This window comes from Altererythrobacter lutimaris (assembly GCF_013371495.1).
GTDB classification, from domain to species: domain Bacteria; phylum Pseudomonadota; class Alphaproteobacteria; order Sphingomonadales; family Sphingomonadaceae; genus Erythrobacter; species Erythrobacter lutimaris_A.
This window is the reverse complement of the sequence record NZ_JABWTA010000001.1, coordinates 455,647-472,179: the sequence shown is the minus strand read 5'-3', so window position 1 is coordinate 472,179 and position 16,533 is coordinate 455,647. Positions and strand designations below refer to the sequence as shown.

At 57.4% G+C, this 16,533-nt stretch carries 20 protein-coding genes; 9 read left to right on the top strand and 11 right to left on the bottom strand.

Annotated features, from left to right (window positions below; genetic code table 11):
* Positions 1 to 8 precede the first annotated feature (8 nt).
* The 3 genes from nrdR to rpsD all read left to right on the top strand — a co-directional run bounded on the left by nrdR (position 9) and on the right by rpsD (position 1,996).
* Positions 9 to 479, top strand: coding sequence for a transcriptional regulator NrdR (gene nrdR, locus HUO12_RS02285; protein WP_176272068.1), 471 nt, complete (start codon positions 9 to 11; stop codon positions 477 to 479).
* Positions 466 to 1,224 (top strand): RNA methyltransferase, encoded by a 759-nt coding sequence (locus HUO12_RS02280; protein WP_176272067.1) that lies wholly within the window; start codon positions 466 to 468, stop codon positions 1,222 to 1,224. The genes nrdR and HUO12_RS02280 overlap by 14 nt, the downstream gene beginning before the upstream one ends.
* Positions 1,225 to 1,381: 157 nt before the next feature.
* Entirely contained in the window at positions 1,382 to 1,996 is a 615-nt protein-coding gene (rpsD, locus tag HUO12_RS02275) for a 30S ribosomal protein S4 (protein ID WP_176272066.1), read from the top strand.
* Positions 1,997 to 2,066: 70 nt separating this feature from the next.
* Here rpsD and HUO12_RS02270 read toward each other — a convergent pair whose 3' ends face one another.
* The 9 genes from HUO12_RS02270 to HUO12_RS02230 all read right to left on the bottom strand — a co-directional run bounded on the left by HUO12_RS02270 (position 2,067) and on the right by HUO12_RS02230 (position 9,536).
* The gene (locus HUO12_RS02270; RefSeq protein ID WP_176272065.1) at positions 2,067 to 4,046 is read right to left on the bottom strand and encodes an alpha/beta hydrolase family protein; all 1,980 of its coding nucleotides are present in this window, start codon (positions 4,044 to 4,046) and stop codon (positions 2,067 to 2,069) included.
* Between the two features lie 85 nt (positions 4,047 to 4,131).
* Positions 4,132 to 4,434 carry a chorismate mutase gene (locus tag HUO12_RS02265; protein ID WP_176272064.1) on the bottom strand — a complete coding sequence of 101 codons (303 nt, stop codon included), beginning with the start codon at positions 4,432 to 4,434 and terminating at the stop codon, positions 4,132 to 4,134.
* On the bottom strand, positions 4,434 to 5,564 hold the full coding sequence (gene tgt / locus HUO12_RS02260; RefSeq protein WP_176272063.1) for a tRNA guanosine(34) transglycosylase Tgt: 1,131 nt from the start codon (positions 5,562 to 5,564) through the stop codon (positions 4,434 to 4,436). The genes HUO12_RS02265 and tgt overlap by 1 nt, the downstream gene beginning before the upstream one ends.
* A 13-nt stretch (positions 5,565 to 5,577) precedes the next feature.
* The gene (gene queA / locus HUO12_RS02255) at positions 5,578 to 6,606 is read right to left on the bottom strand and encodes a tRNA preQ1(34) S-adenosylmethionine ribosyltransferase-isomerase QueA (RefSeq protein ID WP_176272062.1); all 1,029 of its coding nucleotides are present in this window, start codon (positions 6,604 to 6,606) and stop codon (positions 5,578 to 5,580) included.
* 42 nt (positions 6,607 to 6,648) lie between these two features.
* Positions 6,649 to 7,311 (bottom strand): peptidylprolyl isomerase, encoded by a 663-nt coding sequence (locus tag HUO12_RS02250; protein WP_176272061.1) that lies wholly within the window; start codon positions 7,309 to 7,311, stop codon positions 6,649 to 6,651.
* A 110-nt stretch (positions 7,312 to 7,421) separates the two neighbouring features.
* Entirely contained in the window at positions 7,422 to 7,937 is a 516-nt protein-coding gene (gene coaD, locus HUO12_RS02245) for a pantetheine-phosphate adenylyltransferase (RefSeq protein ID WP_176272060.1), read from the bottom strand.
* Positions 7,934 to 8,353 carry a hypothetical protein gene (locus HUO12_RS02240; protein ID WP_176272059.1) on the bottom strand — a complete coding sequence of 140 codons (420 nt, stop codon included), beginning with the start codon at positions 8,351 to 8,353 and terminating at the stop codon, positions 7,934 to 7,936. The genes coaD and HUO12_RS02240 overlap by 4 nt, the downstream gene beginning before the upstream one ends.
* Positions 8,350 to 9,255, bottom strand: a complete 906-nt coding sequence (locus HUO12_RS02235) for a polyprenyl synthetase family protein (RefSeq protein WP_176272058.1) — start codon at positions 9,253 to 9,255, stop codon at positions 8,350 to 8,352. The genes HUO12_RS02240 and HUO12_RS02235 overlap by 4 nt, the downstream gene beginning before the upstream one ends.
* Before the next feature lie 11 nt (positions 9,256 to 9,266).
* Complete coding sequence (locus HUO12_RS02230) at positions 9,267 to 9,536, bottom strand: exodeoxyribonuclease VII small subunit (protein ID WP_176272057.1); 270 nt, start codon at positions 9,534 to 9,536, stop codon at positions 9,267 to 9,269.
* Between the two features lie 64 nt (positions 9,537 to 9,600).
* Here HUO12_RS02230 and HUO12_RS02225 point away from each other — a divergent pair, with 64 nt between their 5' ends.
* The 6 genes from HUO12_RS02225 to HUO12_RS02200 are packed head-to-tail and all read left to right on the top strand — an operon-like array spanning position 9,601 to position 14,916.
* Complete coding sequence (locus HUO12_RS02225; RefSeq protein ID WP_176272056.1) at positions 9,601 to 10,002, top strand: DUF2177 family protein; 402 nt, start codon at positions 9,601 to 9,603, stop codon at positions 10,000 to 10,002.
* Positions 10,003 to 10,005: 3 nt separating this feature from the next.
* Positions 10,006 to 10,683, top strand: coding sequence for a metal-dependent hydrolase (locus HUO12_RS02220; RefSeq protein ID WP_176272055.1), 678 nt, complete (start codon positions 10,006 to 10,008; stop codon positions 10,681 to 10,683).
* A gap of 9 nt (positions 10,684 to 10,692) precedes the next feature.
* A complete protein-coding gene (gene purL, locus HUO12_RS02215) occupies positions 10,693 to 12,930 on the top strand; it encodes a phosphoribosylformylglycinamidine synthase subunit PurL (RefSeq protein ID WP_176272054.1) in 2,238 nt (745 codons plus the stop codon).
* On the top strand, positions 12,927 to 13,352 hold the full coding sequence (locus HUO12_RS02210; RefSeq protein ID WP_456298148.1) for a GFA family protein: 426 nt from the start codon (positions 12,927 to 12,929) through the stop codon (positions 13,350 to 13,352). Before purL ends, HUO12_RS02210 begins: the two co-directional genes overlap by 4 nt.
* Positions 13,349 to 13,687 (top strand): DUF6122 family protein, encoded by a 339-nt coding sequence (locus HUO12_RS02205; RefSeq protein ID WP_217905163.1) that lies wholly within the window; start codon positions 13,349 to 13,351, stop codon positions 13,685 to 13,687. Before HUO12_RS02210 ends, HUO12_RS02205 begins: the two co-directional genes overlap by 4 nt.
* Positions 13,684 to 14,916 carry a TCR/Tet family MFS transporter gene (locus HUO12_RS02200; protein ID WP_176272052.1) on the top strand — a complete coding sequence of 411 codons (1,233 nt, stop codon included), beginning with the start codon at positions 13,684 to 13,686 and terminating at the stop codon, positions 14,914 to 14,916. The genes HUO12_RS02205 and HUO12_RS02200 overlap by 4 nt, the downstream gene beginning before the upstream one ends.
* Here the strand turns inward: HUO12_RS02200 and HUO12_RS02195 are convergent.
* Positions 14,903 to 15,736, bottom strand: coding sequence for a Coq4 family protein (locus tag HUO12_RS02195; protein ID WP_176272051.1), 834 nt, complete (start codon positions 15,734 to 15,736; stop codon positions 14,903 to 14,905). The two genes, HUO12_RS02200 and HUO12_RS02195, sit on opposite strands and share 14 nt — an antisense overlap.
* Positions 15,737 to 15,782: 46 nt before the next feature.
* Complete coding sequence (serB, locus tag HUO12_RS02190; RefSeq protein WP_232367433.1) at positions 15,783 to 16,484, bottom strand: phosphoserine phosphatase SerB; 702 nt, start codon at positions 16,482 to 16,484, stop codon at positions 15,783 to 15,785.
* Between the last annotated feature and the right edge of the window lie 49 nt (positions 16,485 to 16,533).

Sequence of the window (16,533 nt, the reverse complement as noted above, 5' to 3'; positions counted from 1 at the left end):
GCGGAGACATGCGCTGCCCGTTCTGCGCTCACGAAGACAGCCAGGTCAAAGACAGCCGTCCGACTGAAGACAACTCCGCGATTCGCCGCCGCCGGCAATGCTCAAGTTGCGGCGCGCGCTTCACGACGTTCGAGCGCGTGCAGCTGCGCGAAGTAACGGTCGTCAAATCGGGTGAACGCCGCGAACCGTTTGATCGCAGCAAGCTCGAGCAATCGGTAAGCTTGGCCTGTCGCAAGCGGGGCGTAACTCAGGAACGGATCGATCAATTGGTGTCGGGCATCCAGCGCCAAGTCGAAACCGCTGGCGATCCCGAAATCCCTTCAAGCCGGATCGGCGAATTGGTGATGGACGGACTGCGTCAGATCGACAGCGTCGCTTATATCCGTTTTGCTTCGGTCTATCGCGACTTCAGCGAAGCGAAGGACTTTGAGGAGTTCGCGCACACAGTTCACGAAGCGGCCAAAGATGGCGGTAAATGAACCTCCCATCATAGTTCTTGTCCGTCCGCAGCTGGGCGAGAATATCGGTAAGGCGGCGCGCGCCATGCTCAATTTCGGGCTTACGGAAATGCGCATCGTCAATCCTCGCGATGGCTGGCCTAATCCTGACGCAGGGCCTTCCGCAGCGGGCGCAGATATCGTGCTGGAGAAGGCGCAAGTCTTTGACACAACAGCCGAAGCGGTGGCTGACTGCGCGCATGTCTATGCGACCACCGTGCGCAAACGCGGCGTGACTAAGCCAGTGGTCGGACCTGACGAAGCAGGTCAGGCAATCGTCAGCGAACAGGGTCGCAGTGCAATCCTGTTCGGGCGCGAAGCTTCTGGGCTAGAAACCGAGGACGTGGCGCTCGCGCGAAGCATTCTGACAGTGCCGATCAATCCCGAATTCGGATCGCTCAATCTTGCTCAAGCGGTAATTCTCACAGCCTATGAATGGTCCAAGGCGGCGCGCGAAGCGCACGGTGCCGACGCAAAGCTCGCCCAACCCACGGCAGAAGACGACTTGCTGCCCCCTGCCCCGCAGGAAGAGCTCGACGGATTGGTTGCGCACCTTGAGCAAATGCTTGAACCCAAGGGCTATTTCTTCCCTGAGGCGCGCGCGGACGCGACACGCCGCACGCTGCGCGGTGTCCTGACCAAGCCCGGATGGAACCATCTGGAAGTCCGCACCCTTCGCGGTGTCCTCTCCACACTTGAACGCAGGGACCGTAGGCCAGAGGATTAGGCTTGATTTACGCCTGAACCCTGCTATTCGCGCGCCTCACGCAAATTGGCCCTGCACCCCGGTGAAGCAGTGGCCGCACATGAGAAACCATCATGTGGTGCGATGCCGGGTTGAATGGCTACCACTGGGGTAGCTCTGCAAATTGAAGGAAAGACCTATGTCTAAGCGCAAGAGCGCCAAGTATAAACTCGACCGTCGGATGGGCGAAAACATCTGGGGTCGTCCGAACTCACCAGTGAATAAGCGTTCCTACGGTCCTGGCCAGCACGGTCAGCGTCGCAAGGGCAAGATGAGCGACTTCGGCTTGCAGCTTCGCGCCAAGCAGAAGCTTAAAGGCTATTACGGTGACGTGACCGAGAAGCAGTTTCGTCGCACCTACAAGGAAGCAACGCGCATCAAGGGCGATACCGGTCAGAACCTCATCGGTCTGCTTGAGCGCCGTTTGGACATGATTGTGTACCGCGCGAAGTTTGCTCCGACGATCTTTGCCGCTCGTCAGCTCGTTTCGCACGGCCACATCCGCGTAAACGGCGTGAAGTGTAACGTCGCATCGCGTCGCTGCGATGTCGGTGATGAGATCAGCCTCGGCAACAAGGCGAAAGAAATGGCGCTCGTTATCGAAGCGCAAAGCCTGCCAGAGCGTGACATTCCGGACTACGTCGCAACCGACGGCAACGACAAGGTAACCTTCACCCGCGTGCCTAAGCTCGACGAAGTTCCTTATCCAGTGACAATGGAACCTAACCTCGTGGTCGAGTTCTATTCGCGCTAATCACTCGATTAGACAGAATACAAAGAGGGCGGTCCTTGTGGGGCCGCCCCTTTTTTGTGGGACTGTGGTTTTAGTTCAGGCTCTCTTCCAGGAACTCGTCGATACCTTTGAGCATCTCGTACCGCGCTTTGCTGTCGACGAGGGAATGTTCGAGCTTATCGAACTCAAGATAGCGTACTGACTTACCCGCATTTTCGAGGCGGTTCTTCATCGTACGCGACTGATCGACATCGACATTCTGGTCGAAGGTTCCGTGGACGAGGAACACAGGTGCTTTGAATGCCTCGGCATGCACAGCCGGGCTTCCAGCGCGGACGTGCGGTCCGCGTCCGATAAACGCATCTACCAGCCGACCACTCGTGAACCGCATCGATTCTTCGCGCAGCTGTTCCAAATCAGCAACGGGCGCGATTGCAACCACGGCTTTGTAGAGGTCCGCATCGAGAACCTGACTTTGTAGTGCTGCATAGCCGCCATAGGACCACCCTACGATTGCAAGCTGATCCGGATCAGCGATCCCCTGGGAAACGAGCCAGCGTCCAGCATCATTGACGTCGCCAATCGCGGTCTCCCATGCTTGAAAACCGTTGCGACCGAACCACGCTTGACCGTAGCCGGATGAGCCGCGGAAGTTGGGTTGAAGAACCGCATGTCCACGTGCAGCAAAGAACTGCACCATCCAGTCAAAGCCCCACTCATCGCGAGAGGAAGGACCTCCATGAGGCAGCACGACAGCGGGAATATTCTTACCATCTGATCCAGCAGGTAACGTCAGATAACCAGGGATTGAAGTGCCGTCCGCAGCAGGAAATGAGACTGGCGTCATCGTCGCCAATTGCCTGTCATTCATATAGCTGCGCACGGGAAGCAGCGGCTCAAGCTGTCCAGCCGTGCGATCGAGCAAGTAAACCATGCCCGGATCTGTGTCGCTCGACGCGATGATCAGAAGCTTGGTTTCGTCACTGCTCGCGTCGACAATATTGATGAGCGGTTGACCGGGCAAAGCCGCGCTCAACTGCTTGGCAATCGCATCAATTTCCGGGTCCGTATAGATGACACGTCGCTTTTCCGTCGCATAGCTCGCACCAACCACGCGACGTTGCCGGCCAATCCGGACCAGTCCGTCGACGTCCGCATCAGTCTTGGCAAGGAACAGCTTTGGCTCCCCACCTTCGCTTAAAGAAATCGTGTAGAGCGCTTCGAAACCGTCATTCCTGCCAAAAGCGAAAGCCACGTCCAGTTTGGAGTCAACCGCGACCGGATAGAAGCCGTCATAGGTCTGACTGTCCACTTTCGTGCGAGTGAGCGGCTGCCACCGTTCAGAGTCTGCAGGTCGATAGAAGAAGTCCAGGCGCCCTACACTGCGTCCGGTGTTGTCCGCTCTTTGCTGCACCTTCAATCGAATGCGGCCCGTTTCATCAGCGACATAGCGCACGGCATTCGGATCAGGGGCTTCAACGGTGGACCGACGCGCGGTCTTCAAGTTCACCCGTTCGACACCGAATCCCTCTTTCTCGTTCGCGAGTCGCGTTCCCGTCGAGAACTCTTTCACCCACTGACGTGTCATCAGGATCTTGTCTTCGTCATCCGGCAGATCCAGCGCGACGATGCCGCCGCCATATTGAACCCGCCCAAGTGCGCCGACGCGGTTCGATTCCGTCAGGATGTTGAAGTCACTTCCGTCCGACTTAATCGACACCATCCTCGAGAAACCGAGCAAATAGCCGGGCTCCTGCCTGATCACGCGAATGCGGCAGACCATGTAGTCATTGGTCGCCCAGTCACAGCTCGACAATCTTTGGTCATCTTCGACAAAGCGGAGGATCGGTTTCGGTTGGGCGGTTCCAGCCAAATCGATGATAACTAATGCTTCGGCAGAATCGCCGGCAGGCGAAATGTAAGCGATCTTGCTTCCGTCAGGGGACAGACTGATATCCAGGACATTCTGGAGCGTCCCGAACGCAGCTGCGACCTCGTCGACTTCAGATTGCGCAGAAAGGCTGGAAATAGGAAGCGCGGCCAGAGCCAATGCGCATAAAAGCTTCTTCATAGTTCCCCCGACATGATGTCAGGTCATACTATCGGGGAGGAAACAGAAGACAAGATTAACAGAGAGATAGTTCGCGAAAAGCAGGCTAACTACGCGTGCGGTCCCATTCGTCGAGCTCATAGGCAATTGATGCCTCGACCAATTGCTCCCAAATCGCCGCGAGCTTCTCAGCCGGAAGGCCTCGTGCTTCTGCATCGGCACGCACTGCATCAATAACTGCGGCTTTACGGTCCTCATCGCGCACTGTGTCTCGGCTCGATTTGATCCGGGCGGCCGCACGCATGTAGCCAAACCGCGTATCGAGCAATTCCATCAGCGCGCGATCGGTTGCATCAACGCCTTCGCGCACTTCAGCCATGCTGGTGCAGTCATCGGGCTGTTTGGGCATTACGTATCGGCTTTCAGATAGTCGCGGCGAAAATCGCTCGCAAATTGAGTAAATTGCCCGGCTCCAATGGCATCTCGCATCGCTTGCATCAACTGCTGATAGAACGACAGATTGTGTTCTGTTACGAGCATGGCGCCGAGGATCTCGCCGGACTTCTGCAAATGATGCAGATAGGCCCGCGAATAGGAAGCGCAGGTCGGACAGGAACAGCGCTCATCCAAGGGTCCTGTATCCTCGGCATGACGCGCATTGCGCAGGTTTAGAGGACCGCTCCAGGTAAAGGCCTGACCGTTGCGGCCGGAACGCGTTGGCAGGACGCAATCAAACATATCGATACCGCGCTCTACCGCGCCAACCAAATCATCAGGCTTGCCGACACCCATCAGATAGCGCGGTTTGTCTTGCGGCAATTGATCAGGAGCGAAGTCGAGCGTTGCAAACATCGCCTCTTGCCCCTCGCCTACCGCAAGGCCGCCCACCGCATAGCCGTCAAAGCCTATGTCGATGAGCTTGTCAGCGCTGACTTTCCTCAGGTCTTCGATCAACGCGCCTTGCTGGATACCAAACAGCGCCGCACTCTCGGCATGTTCACCACCGCGATCAAACTCCACCCGGCTGCGTTTCGCCCAGCGCATGGAAAGCTCCATGCTTTCCGCGATTTCGTCGCGCGGCTGGTCTGCGCGCGGGCATTCGTCGAACGCCATAACAATGTCAGAGCCAAGCAAGCGCTGGATTTCCATCGAGCGTTCAGGCGTGAGCATGTGCTTTGAGCCATCGATATGGCTTCGAAACTCGACGCCGCTCTCAGTCAATTTGCGCAGCTCGGAAAGGCTCATCACTTGATAGCCTCCGCTATCGGTCAGGATCGGGCGGTCCCAGTTCATGAAGCTGTGCAATCCGCCGAGCTTCGCCATCCGCTCGGCACCCGGGCGCAGCATCAAATGGTAGGTGTTGCCAAGAATGATATCGGCACCCGTCGCACGGACACTTTCAGGCTTCATCGCCTTAACCGTGGCTGCTGTGCCCACAGGCATGAAAGCAGGCGTGCGGATCTCGCCGCGCTGCATCGAAATGCTGCCCCTGCGCGCTTTGCCGTCGGTAGCGTTAATCGAGAAGGAAAAGCGGGTCATCCTGGCGCGCTCGTTACGGCAGCAAGAGCGAGGAGTCACCATAGGAATAGAAGCGATATTCGTTCGCGATGGCATGCTCGTACACCGCCATCATCCGCTCGCGGCCCATCAAGGCACTTACCAGCATCATCAGCGTGGATTTGGGCAAGTGAAAGTTCGTCATCAACCCGTCGATGCCGTTGAAGCGATATCCCGGCGTGATGAAGATGTCGGTATCGCCTTCAAACGGTGCGATTGTGCGATCTTCGCGCGCTGCACTTTCAAGCAGTCGCAGCGACGTTGTCCCGACGGCTATGATCCGTCCGCCATCCGCACGCGCGGCATTGAGGCGCTCAGCCACTTCCGGCGTGATCCGGCCCCATTCGGAATGCATTTGGTGGTCTTCAGTGTCGTCGGCCTTTACCGGCAGGAATGTCCCCGCGCCCACATGGAGGGTGAGCATCTCGCGCTGGATGCCAGCCGCATCAATCGCATCAACCAAACGCTGCGTGAAATGGAGCGAAGCGGTAGGAGCTGCAACCGCGCCATCCTTTTCCGCGAACATGGTCTGGTAGTCTTCCAGGTCCTGCGCATCGACTCCGCGCTTGCCTGCAATATAGGGCGGCAAAGGCATCGTCCCTGCACGGTCGAGCAGCACTTCAACCGGCTCTTCGCCTTCAAAGAACAACGTAAAACTGCCATCGCCGTGGCGCGCTTCAGCGATTGCTGAAACGCCTCCACCAAAGACGAGCTGGTCACCTTCGCGAACGCGTTTCGCATTGCGGATGAAGGCCTGCCAACGGCGCAAATCCTCGCGCTTGTGCAAGGTCACGCCGATCTTCGCTTCGCCGCGACGCCCTTCAAGCTGGGCCGGGATTACCCGCGTGTCGTTGAAGACAAGCACATCACCCGGATTAAGCAGCTGCGGCAGGTCGCCAACGCCTTTGTCTTCGAATGTGCCCTCACCCGGTACATACAGCATCCGCGCCGCATCGCGCGGACGCGCCGGACGCAGAGCGATCAGCTCTTGCGGAAGCTCGAAATCGAAGAGGTCAACACGCATGGCTTGCGCCCTAAGCGCTTGCGATACCCTTGGAAAGCCTGTTCAAAGCGGCGCGTTGAGCATGTCCGCTGTGATCTCTTCCTCTTGCGCTGGAGGAGCAATGACCGGCGGCGCTTTTCCATCGGAGGCAATGGAAGCCTGGAGGATGCGCGTTGGCTCTGCAGGCGGCTCGCCGCGATTGATCGCATCCACGCCAGCGATATTGTCAATCACACGGCCGAAATTGGTGTAGCGCTTGTCCAGGCTGAAGCGCGGATAGAAGACGATGAAGAACTGGCTGTTCGCACTGTTTTCTTCAGCGGCGCGCGCCATCGAAACTGTCCCGCGCACATGCGGCATGGGATTGAACTCTTCTTCCAGATCGGGAAGCTCCGAACCGCCTTGGCCGGTGCCGGTCGGATCACCGCCCTGCGCCATAAATCCGTCGATCACGCGGTGAAAAATCACACCATCGTAAAAGCCCTGCCGCGTTAGCGTTTTGATCCGATCCACATGACTTGGTGCCCATGTTGGCATCAAGCGGATGGCGATGCGCTCGCCATTTGAAAGGTCGAGCAACCAGACATTGTCGAGATCTTCAGTCTCGTCAAAATTGACCGGCGCGAAAACGAAGCTGCTGCGCTCCGTTGCGTCTTCTTCCTGAGCCATCGCAGGAGCAGCCAGCAGAGTTAGCGATGCTGTTGCCGCAAAGAGATTCTTCAACATGGATACTTTCACAAAATCTGGTCTGTTTCGTCGGTTGAGCGCGGTTTAGCCTCTCGCCGCTGTCACTTCAATGAATGATAAACGCCAAGTCCCCAGCGCTCTGCCAGAGGTTAATAGTCACCCAGTCGGCCGATTTTTTCGACCCTTGCGTTGACCTCATCCCGAACCGGTGCGCTCACGAATGGCGTAATGTCGCCTCCGAACAGAGCGATTTCCTTGACCAGTTTGCTGGCAATTGGCTGGAGCGAGACATCCGCCATGAGGAACACGGTCTCAATATCATCATCAAGCTGCTGGTTCATGCCTGCCATCTGATATTCGTATTCGAAGTCCGCCACAGCCCGCAGACCGCGGATGAGGACAGTCGCGCCTTCTTTCTTGGCGAATTTAACGAGGAGCGCATTGAAACCGGTGACTTCAACATTGTCGAGACCTAGCAATGCAACTTCGCGCTCAACCATTGCAAACCGCTCTTCTGTCGAGAACATCGGATTCTTCGACGGGTTGGTCGTGACACCAATAATGAGCTTGTCGACGAGCTTCGAGCCGCGCCGGATAATGTCGGCATGTCCCAGCGTGATGGGATCGAAAGTTCCGGGATAAATACCGATCTTCGGAGCAGTCATGTTACATCAACCTCCCAGACTAGGTTGCCCGGACCAATACCCGCGTCTTCGCCAAACCGAAGGCGCTCAAAAGTTCCGTCGATGACGTCTCCACTCAACCCACCGGCCTTACCCTCAGCGAAACCAAGGTGCGCCGCAGCACTCTGCAGCTCGCTCAGACACTTGTCTGGAGCATCAAACCTGCGCTGATGAAAGACCGATTCCCCGACATTCACACGGCCTGCATATCGCAACCTTGCATCAAGACATGACGGCGCATCGAAACTATCGACCAGAGAATCAACGAGCTGGTGGTGAATTGGCTGTCGCGCGAGCTCTCGTGGCAAGAAGGGCTCGGTGTCGGAATCGGACTTGTCACCCGAACATCCAACAAGAGCGAGACCCGCGACAAAAGCCGCAACATGTCTGAAGTTCATCTGTCTCTCTCCACGATAAAGCGGGCCAAAGCGCGCAGCATGTCAGCCTCTGCGCCATGCGAGCCGAGATGTGCGATTGCCTGATCGACCAAGGCGCGGGCCTGCTCGCGCGCTTTCTCAGCCCCCATCAGCGTGACGAAAGTCTGCTTGCCTTGCTCTTCGTCCTTGCGCAGTGCCTTGCCGGCCTTTTCAGCATCGCCTTCGACATCGAGCAAATCATCCGCGATCTGGAACGCGAGACCTATATCGCGCGAATATGCGCGCAAATGCGCTCTTCCATCCGGCGGAACGCGCCCGAGGATTGCACCCATCTCCACCGAAGCCGCCAGGAGTGCGCCGGTCTTCAACTGTTGCAGCCGCGTGATCGAATGCAGGTCATACTCTTCCTCGTCTGCGACCATGTCCATCATCTGGCCGCCGGCCATGCCGTTCACGCCGCTAGCTCTACCCAGAGTTGCGACAAGCTCTGACCGGACAAACGGATCGCTGGAAGTTTGCTCGTCAGCGAGAATGTCGAAGGCAAGCGCGTGGAGAGAATCTCCGGCCAATACCGCAGTTGCTTCGTCGAACACCTTGTGAAGTGTCGGCTTGCCGTGGCGAAGATCGTCATCATCCATGCACGGCAGATCATCATGGATCAGTGAATAGACATGGATCGCTTCGACTGCGCATCCGACCCGGACAGCGGCATCGCGGGACACTCCAAACAACTCAGCGGTGCTGGCCACCAGTAGAGGCCGCACCCGCTTGCCGCCGCCGATGACGGCATAGCGCATGGCTTCGACCAGCCGCAGACGCGTGTCTGTCGGCAATGGCAGCAATGCATCAAAAACCGAATCTACCTCTCGTTGAACACGCTTCAGACCATCGCTAAGCAAGTCGTTGTCGATTGCAGTCAGCATAGCCGAACGCCTCAGGATTGCTCATCGAACGGCTGTGTTCCGCTCGCCTGGCCAGCGCTATCGGTGACAATCCGTTCAATCCGTGCTTGCGCATCATCGAGCCGCTTCTGGCAGGCCGCGCGCAGCTTCTCTCCGCGCTCATAAAGCGCGATTGACTGATCAAGCGGCACATCGCCTGCTTCAAGCGATTGCACGATCTCTTCAAGCGCGGAAAGCGCCTGTTCAAAGCTCATTTCTGCTATATCTGATTGTCCGTCCACGGAACCGATACCCTCATCCATGTGTAGGAGCATTGACCGTGCATACCCGCGCGGTCAAGTTGCGAAGAAGATCGGGGCACAGCAAATGAAGTGGATTATCGCATATATCAGCGCTGCAGTGGCGTTCGGCGTTCTGGATTCCTTATGGCTTCGCTGGGCCGGACCGAACCTCTATCGCCCGGTCATTGGCGAGATCATGGCGGAAAATTTCCGGGCTGGAGCAGCGGCTGCCTTCTACTTCATCTATCTGGCTGGAATGGTCTGGTTTGCCATCAAACCTGGCCTTGCGAGCGGCAGTGTCGCAACCGCGGTACTGAACGGCGCTTTGCTCGGTGCGCTATGTTACGCGACCTTCGACCTAACCAGCCAAGCGGTGTTCAAAGTCTGGGCAACGCATGTCACTGTAATCGACATCATGTGGGGCGCCTTTGCCACAGCGACCGCATCAGCGGTTGCAACTTGGGTCACGCTAAAGCTAACAAGCTAGCGCATGTTCATTGGCCATTTTGCACCAGCTTTAGCTGCAGCAGCTATCAGCCCGCGCGCTCCCAAGCTCGCCACGCTGTTTGTTGCAGCACAGCTGGTTGATTGGGCATTCTTCACATTTGCCTTTTTCGGCATTGAGCGCATGCGCGTGGATCCGGACGCGACTGTCATGGTTCCGCTAGATCTGTATCACATGCCTTACACGCACAGTTTGTTAGGCACGGCGATTTGGGCGATTGTGTTTACCGGGCTGGTTCTTTTGGCTCGCAAGGATGCGCTCGCAGCTCTGCTCGGCGGCTTTGTGGTCCTCTCGCACTGGATACTCGACTGGCTGACGCATCGACCTGATCTCAGCTTGGCAGGCGGTGAAGAGAAGCACGGTCTTGGACTTTGGAATGAACCGATGCTTGCGATCCCTTTGGAGCTCGGGATCACAGTCGGCGCGTTCTACTGGTATATGAAATCGACAAGAGGGCCAGTTGGTCCTCCAGCGATCTTGCTATTTGTGCTGCTGGCATTCCAGGCAATCAACTGGTTCGGGCCGCCACCACAGGTCGCCGGTCCATTCCTGTATGCGCAAGCATTGCTCGCATTCCTTCTCGCGACGCTTTTTGCCGCTTGGGTGGGGACAACCCGCAAGCACAAGCGCGCGGTTCTTTTCTTGTCGGGACCGCGCCGCTAAAGGCGGCTCATGGCCACTATAGCTTCTGAAGTCACCCCTGAGATTGTCGAACAGCACGGGCTGAGCCCCGAAGAATATGAGCGCGTTCTGGCGGGTCTCGGACGTGAGCCGAATCTTGTCGAGCTCGGCATCTTTTCCGTAATGTGGAGTGAGCACTGCTCTTACAAGAGCTCGCGCCTGCACTTGAAGAAGCTGCCGACCGAAGCGCCTTGGGTGATTTGTGGTCCGGGTGAGAATGCTGGCGTCATCGATATAGGCGATGGCCAGGCCGCCATCTTCAAGATGGAGAGCCACAACCACCCTTCGTATATTGAACCTTACCAAGGCGCAGCCACTGGCGTTGGCGGTATCCTGCGCGATGTCTTCACCATGGGCGCCCGCCCGGTGGCGAATGCCAATGCGCTACGTTTCGGTAGGCCCGAGCATCCCAAGATGCAGCACCTCGTCAAAGGCGTGGTCGCCGGCATTGGCGGATACGGCAATTGCGTGGGCGTCCCGACAGTGTGCGGCGAGACCAATTTCCACCCGGCCTATGATGGCAACATCCTCGTGAACGCCATGACCGTTGGCGTGGCAGACGCGGACAAGATCTTTTACTCGGCCGCCACCGGTGTCGGCAATCCGATCGTCTATGTCGGCTCCAAAACCGGGCGCGACGGAATTCATGGCGCAACAATGGCGTCAGCGGATTTCGAGGAAGATGCCGAAGCCAAACGCCCCACCGTGCAGGTCGGCGACCCGTTCACAGAGAAGCTTCTGATCGAAGCCTGCCTTGAATTGATGGCAACCGATGCCATCGTGGCGATCCAGGATATGGGCGCGGCAGGCCTCACCTCATCCTCGGTCGAAATGGCGACCAATGGCAAGGCGGGCATCCGGCTCGACATGAACAAGGTGCCGTGCCGCGAAGAAGGCATGACTCCTTACGAAATGATGCTGAGCGAAAGTCAGGAGCGCATGCTCATGGTCTTGAAGCCCGGCAAGGAAGAAATGGCTGCAGCGATCTTCGAGAAGTGGGAACTCGATTTCGCAGTCATCGGCGAAGTCACCGATACGCAGCATATGGTCTTGGAATTCAACGGAGAAGTGGTCTGTGACATCCCGCTCGGGCCGCTCGCAGCGGACGCGCCGGAATATGACCGCCCTTACCTCTCCAAAGACGAATACAAGGACTGGGCTGAGGTTAAACCGCTCGAAAATACGCCTGAAAGCACTGATATTGCTGCTGATTTGCTGAAGCTGATGGCGAGCCCTAACCTCGCTTCACGCAGCTGGATATCACAGCAATATGATAGCCAGGTAGGCGCAGATACCCTGCAGACAGGCGGAGATGCCGGCGTTGTTCGCGTACATGGCACGAAGAAAGCGCTTGCCATCAGCACGGATTGCACGCCCCGCTATGTCTACGCCGACCCTTATGAAGGCGGAAAGCAAGCCATCGCAGAGGCCTATCGCAATCTGTGCGCGGTTGGCGCGCGCCCGCTCGCGGTGACCAATTGTTTGAACTTTGCGAACCCGCAGCGGCCGGAAATCATGGCGCAATTCGTCCATGCGCTAGAAGGTATGGGCGAAGCCTGCTGCGCGCTCGACTTCCCGATCGTTTCTGGCAACGTCTCGCTCTACAACGAAAGCAAGGCGACCGGCGGCGGCTCAGCGATCCTGCCCACGCCGGCCATTGGAGGCGTGGGAATCATCGAGGATTATTCCAAGATGATGACGATGGGCTTTAAGAATGAGGGCGATGCGATCATTCTCGTGGGTCAGGGCGGTTACTTCTCTGACAATTCACCCGGTCATCTCGGCCAGTCTCTATGGCTCAAGACAATCAAGAATAATGATCGAGGCACGGCGCCATGTGTCGACCTCTCAAACGAGCAGGGGAATGGCAGCTATGTTCGCCAATGGATAGCGAATGGTATGGTGACTGCCGTCCACGACGTATCGGATGGCGGAATTGCAGTGGCGCTTGCGGAGATGGCCCTCTCGAGCGGCCTCGGAGCAAGTCTGGTTGAAGCTCATCACAGTTATTCCAAGGCTGGATATTGGTTTGGCGAAGATCAGGGGCGGTATATTGTCACAGTACCTGATGCGAATGCATTCCTTGCAGCGGTCGAAGACGATTATGATGGTGGCCCAGACGGACTCAGAGTGTTGGGCACAGTCGGCGGCGATAGCCTGCTTGGCGCTTCCATCGCCGACCTCCGCGAGGCACATGCGAGCTTCTTCCGCGACTGGATGGAAGGATGAACCACCAGCACTCCGGATCGTGCCATTGCGGTGCTATCAGAGTGTCATTGCATTCAATGTTCACAGTTGCAGATATCTCTCCGCGCGAATGCGGCTGCACATTTTGCGTGAAGCACAAGCCCGCATGGTTCGCCGACAATGCGGGTGAGCTTTCGCTTGAATGCACAATCGAACCCAGCCGCTATTGTTTCGGTACCGAGACCGCAGACTTCCTCTTTTGCCCGCAATGCGGGGTGGTGATCGCAGCAGTTAGTGAATCCGAGGGACGGATGCTGGGCGTCTTCAACCTGAATTGCCTCGAGGTTCAACAAGACTGGTCCGCTCGTGCCGCAACTGTCGACTACGACGGAGAAGATGCGGCGGAGAGGCGAACGCGCAGAGCGGCGAACTGGATGCCGGTTTCCATCCAAGCCGCCGCATGATCGATTGGGTGCAGCCGATCCTCCATTATGGCGGGCATTGGCTGGTGCCTTTCGCCATGGCCTGGGTGATCTGGCGCGAGCGCTGGAAGGTCGCTGGCCTTGTGATCGCGAGCGCCAATCTCATAGATCTCGATCATGTGCTCGCTGATCCCATTTTCGATCCGAACCGCTGCTCAATCGGTTTCCACTTGCTGCATGGTTGGGAGGCGGCAATCCTCTTCATTCTGATGCTGGGCGTGCCGAAATGGTGGGTGCGCGCGTTTGGCCTCGGCGCGCTGTGGCATCTCGCGGTTGACTATGGCGACTGCGTGATGATGGGACTTGCGCCGCTATGAACGCAGCTGAAGGACAACCACCTGAAATCAAAGCGACACTTGGCATGGTCGCTTTCATCGTGTTCATCGACATGGTGGGGATTGGCCTGATCATTCCGGTCATGCCGACTCTGCTGGAGACGATTACGGGCGAGCCGGTCGACCGCACGGCAGGGATCGGCGGGCTGCTCGCCTTTGCCTATGCATTGATGCAATTCCTGTTCGCGCCAGTGATCGGAGGCCTGTCCGACCGGTACGGCAGGCGACCCGTCTTGCTCATTACGCTTCTGCTGCTGGGCATTGACTACATCATCATGGCGCTTGCGCCTGATCTGTGGTGGCTTTTCGTCGGACGCCTCTTGAGCGGGATCATGGGTGCGAGTTGGGCGGCAGCAAACAGCTGCGTTGCCGACATTGCAAGGCGCGAAGAACGCGGCAAATATTTCGGCATACTGGGCGGAGCAGGCGCGAGCGGATTTGTGATCGGCCCTGCGCTCGGCGGCTTGCTCGGCAGCTATGACGAGCGGCTGCCTTTCATCATGGCGGCCATCTTCGCCATCTCAGGCGCGATTGTCGGCTATTTCATCCTGCGTGAAACACTGAGTGTAGAGAAGCGCCGCCGCTTCACCATGACGCGTGCAAACCCGTTCGGTACGATTGTGCAAATGGGCAATACGCCAGTAGTTCTGGGCTTTCTGGTCGTGATCTTCTTTATGCAGCTTGCCGCGCAATCCACCTTCACTGTTTGGGCGTACTACAATCTTCTGCTGTTCGGGTGGGACGAGTTCCAGATCGGTATCAGCGTTGCCTTTTATGGCTTGATGCTTGCAATCGTACAGGGCGTGCTGACCGGCCTTGTCATTGCACGAATCGGAGCGAACGCCACCGCAACGCTCGGCTTCCTGTTTGCCCTGCCTGCCTATCTGCTGTTCAGCTTTGCACCGGGAGGATGGGCGATGATCCTCGGCATATTCCTCGGCGGTTTCGCAGGCATGACCTTCCCTGCCTTGCAGCAATTGATGTCAGAACGGATTGCGGACGACGCGCAAGGAGAGCTGCAAGGCGCGGTTGCGAGCATGGTGAGCCTTACCAGCATTATCGGCCCGCTGGTGATGACAGGATTGTTCGGCTATTTCGCGGACGATGTCGGGCTTTTCTTCCCCGGCGCGCCGTTCCTGCTGTCCGTGATGATCCTCGTGCTCGCACTCGCGCTGCTGAGGATGAACCTCAAGCGCGTTACGCCGCTTTAGCGCAGCATTCGGTCCTTTCAGCCTTGGCTTGAGGAGCCATAAGATCCGCTTCCAAATGCCCTTCGCGCTCGAGCTGTGCCAGGCACTCGCGATAGATCACCGGTTTGCCGATATTGAGACTCTTGCGTGCATCCGCGATATCCTCGCGCATGACTTGCTCGACATCCATGTGCGCGAGCTTTGCCGCCGCTTTGCCTAGCCGCCGACCCTCATTGATTGCAGAGAACAAAGGCGCTTTGGTTTCCGTCACTTTGCGGATTTCATTTGCAGCCGCATAAGCGATGAATTTGATGCCAAGATTGTGGTTTTGTTCAAAACTGAAGCCAAGCAACGCGGCTTCACCCAGCGCATCTCGGCCATAGCCGGTCAGCACATGGAACAGGTCGTGCGTATCGCGCAGGCGCGTGAAGTACCATTCGGTGAGGTCCTGCGGACGCTCGCTTTCCGGCTGCCATTTATAGCTTTCTTTCACCAGACCAGCCGCAGACAGCCCTTCGCGCTTCATGAAACGGATGTAATGCTGCGCCACGCTGTCAGGACCGCAATCGGCCCAGCGCTCATGATCGTCTAGCATGGCAGGAATATCGACTTCATCGCGCAGGAAACGCTGACCATCATCGGAGCCGATAAAGTCCCAAGCCTGCTTATGGCTCTTCTTGCCTTTCATCGCTTCGATAATGTGAAAGACCTGTTCGGTATCTTCCTTGTCCTGCACGAGCTGGCGAAAATGCTTCCACGCCTTGAACGGACGAAAACTGGTCGTCTGACGCTCGCTTGCGACGAGTGGACGGTCAATCAGTCGTGGTGCTGCGGACGCCATGGCTTTGCTCCTTTAGGTTGCGAAGCGCAACTTATATCATCGTCAGTTAATTGTCTATGACCCACTCGCCTTCGGGAATTCCGAGGAGTTTGAGGACTGCTGTAAGGTCGCCTTGATCGATCCGGCCATTGGCGGCAGCGCGCGCTTTCGGCTTGGCGTGATAGGCGAAACCGTAAGCTGCTGCTTCCAGCATGGGAATGTCATTCGCGCCGTCACCCGTGGCGAGCGAGATTGTGCCCTCACCCGCAGCTGCCACCTCCTCTTCGAGGACCTGCTTCTTCACCGAGCTATCGACGATGTCGCCCAGCAACCCTCCTGTCAGCTTGCCAGAGGCCACTTTCAATCGATTGCCGACCACGCGTTCGAAACCAAGCATATCGGCCACCGGATCAGCGAAATGATGGAAGCCACCCGTCACCAGAACTGTCCGGCATCCATTGGCTTTGAGCGTTTGCACGAGCGTGCGCGCGCCTGCCATCGGTGTGATGCGCTCGTCCAAGCATTGCTGGATCGCGCTTTCTTCAAGGCCAGCAAGCAGCCCTACTCGCTCACGCAAGGCCTGCTCGAAATCAAGCTCGCCTTGCATGGCGCGTTCAGTGATGTCGGCAATCTTGTTTTTGAGGCCAGCATAGTCCGCGAGCTCGTCAATGCACTCCTGTCCGATCATGGTGGAGTCCATGTCGGAAATGAAGACTTGCGGGATGTCGAAGCTGTTCGCGCTGATCAGCGCAGCCTTGGCCTTCAGCAGCTCGTCGAGGATGCGGTCGAGCACTTCAGCAGGTCCGATTGGATAGTCG

Coding starts and splice junctions, on each gene's coding strand:
- HUO12_RS02240 (WP_176272059.1), bottom strand. CDS start 8,353: ATGAACTTCAGACATGTTGCGGCTTTTGTCGCGGGTCTCGCTCTTGTT.
- HUO12_RS02270 (WP_176272065.1), bottom strand. CDS start 4,046: ATGAAGAAGCTTTTATGCGCATTGGCTCTGGCCGCGCTTCCTATTTCC.
- tgt (WP_176272063.1), bottom strand. CDS start 5,564: ATGACCCGCTTTTCCTTCTCGATTAACGCTACCGACGGCAAAGCGCGC.
- purL (WP_176272054.1), top strand. CDS start 10,693: ATGGCCACTATAGCTTCTGAAGTCACCCCTGAGATTGTCGAACAGCAC.
- HUO12_RS02195 (WP_176272051.1), bottom strand. CDS start 15,736: ATGGCGTCCGCAGCACCACGACTGATTGACCGTCCACTCGTCGCAAGC.
- HUO12_RS02225 (WP_176272056.1), top strand. CDS start 9,601: ATGAAGTGGATTATCGCATATATCAGCGCTGCAGTGGCGTTCGGCGTT.
- HUO12_RS02230 (WP_176272057.1), bottom strand. CDS start 9,536: ATGGATGAGGGTATCGGTTCCGTGGACGGACAATCAGATATAGCAGAA.
- HUO12_RS02205 (WP_217905163.1), top strand. CDS start 13,349: ATGATCGATTGGGTGCAGCCGATCCTCCATTATGGCGGGCATTGGCTG.
- HUO12_RS02235 (WP_176272058.1), bottom strand. CDS start 9,255: ATGCTGACTGCAATCGACAACGACTTGCTTAGCGATGGTCTGAAGCGT.
- HUO12_RS02280 (WP_176272067.1), top strand. CDS start 466: ATGGCGGTAAATGAACCTCCCATCATAGTTCTTGTCCGTCCGCAGCTG.
- HUO12_RS02220 (WP_176272055.1), top strand. CDS start 10,006: ATGTTCATTGGCCATTTTGCACCAGCTTTAGCTGCAGCAGCTATCAGC.
- coaD (WP_176272060.1), bottom strand. CDS start 7,937: ATGACTGCTCCGAAGATCGGTATTTATCCCGGAACTTTCGATCCCATC.
- nrdR (WP_176272068.1), top strand. CDS start 9: ATGCGCTGCCCGTTCTGCGCTCACGAAGACAGCCAGGTCAAAGACAGC.
- rpsD (WP_176272066.1), top strand. CDS start 1,382: ATGTCTAAGCGCAAGAGCGCCAAGTATAAACTCGACCGTCGGATGGGC.
- queA (WP_176272062.1), bottom strand. CDS start 6,606: ATGCGTGTTGACCTCTTCGATTTCGAGCTTCCGCAAGAGCTGATCGCT.
- HUO12_RS02250 (WP_176272061.1), bottom strand. CDS start 7,311: ATGTTGAAGAATCTCTTTGCGGCAACAGCATCGCTAACTCTGCTGGCT.
- HUO12_RS02200 (WP_176272052.1), top strand. CDS start 13,684: ATGAACGCAGCTGAAGGACAACCACCTGAAATCAAAGCGACACTTGGC.
- HUO12_RS02210 (WP_456298148.1), top strand. CDS start 12,927: ATGAACCACCAGCACTCCGGATCGTGCCATTGCGGTGCTATCAGAGTG.
- HUO12_RS02265 (WP_176272064.1), bottom strand. CDS start 4,434: ATGCCCAAACAGCCCGATGACTGCACCAGCATGGCTGAAGTGCGCGAA.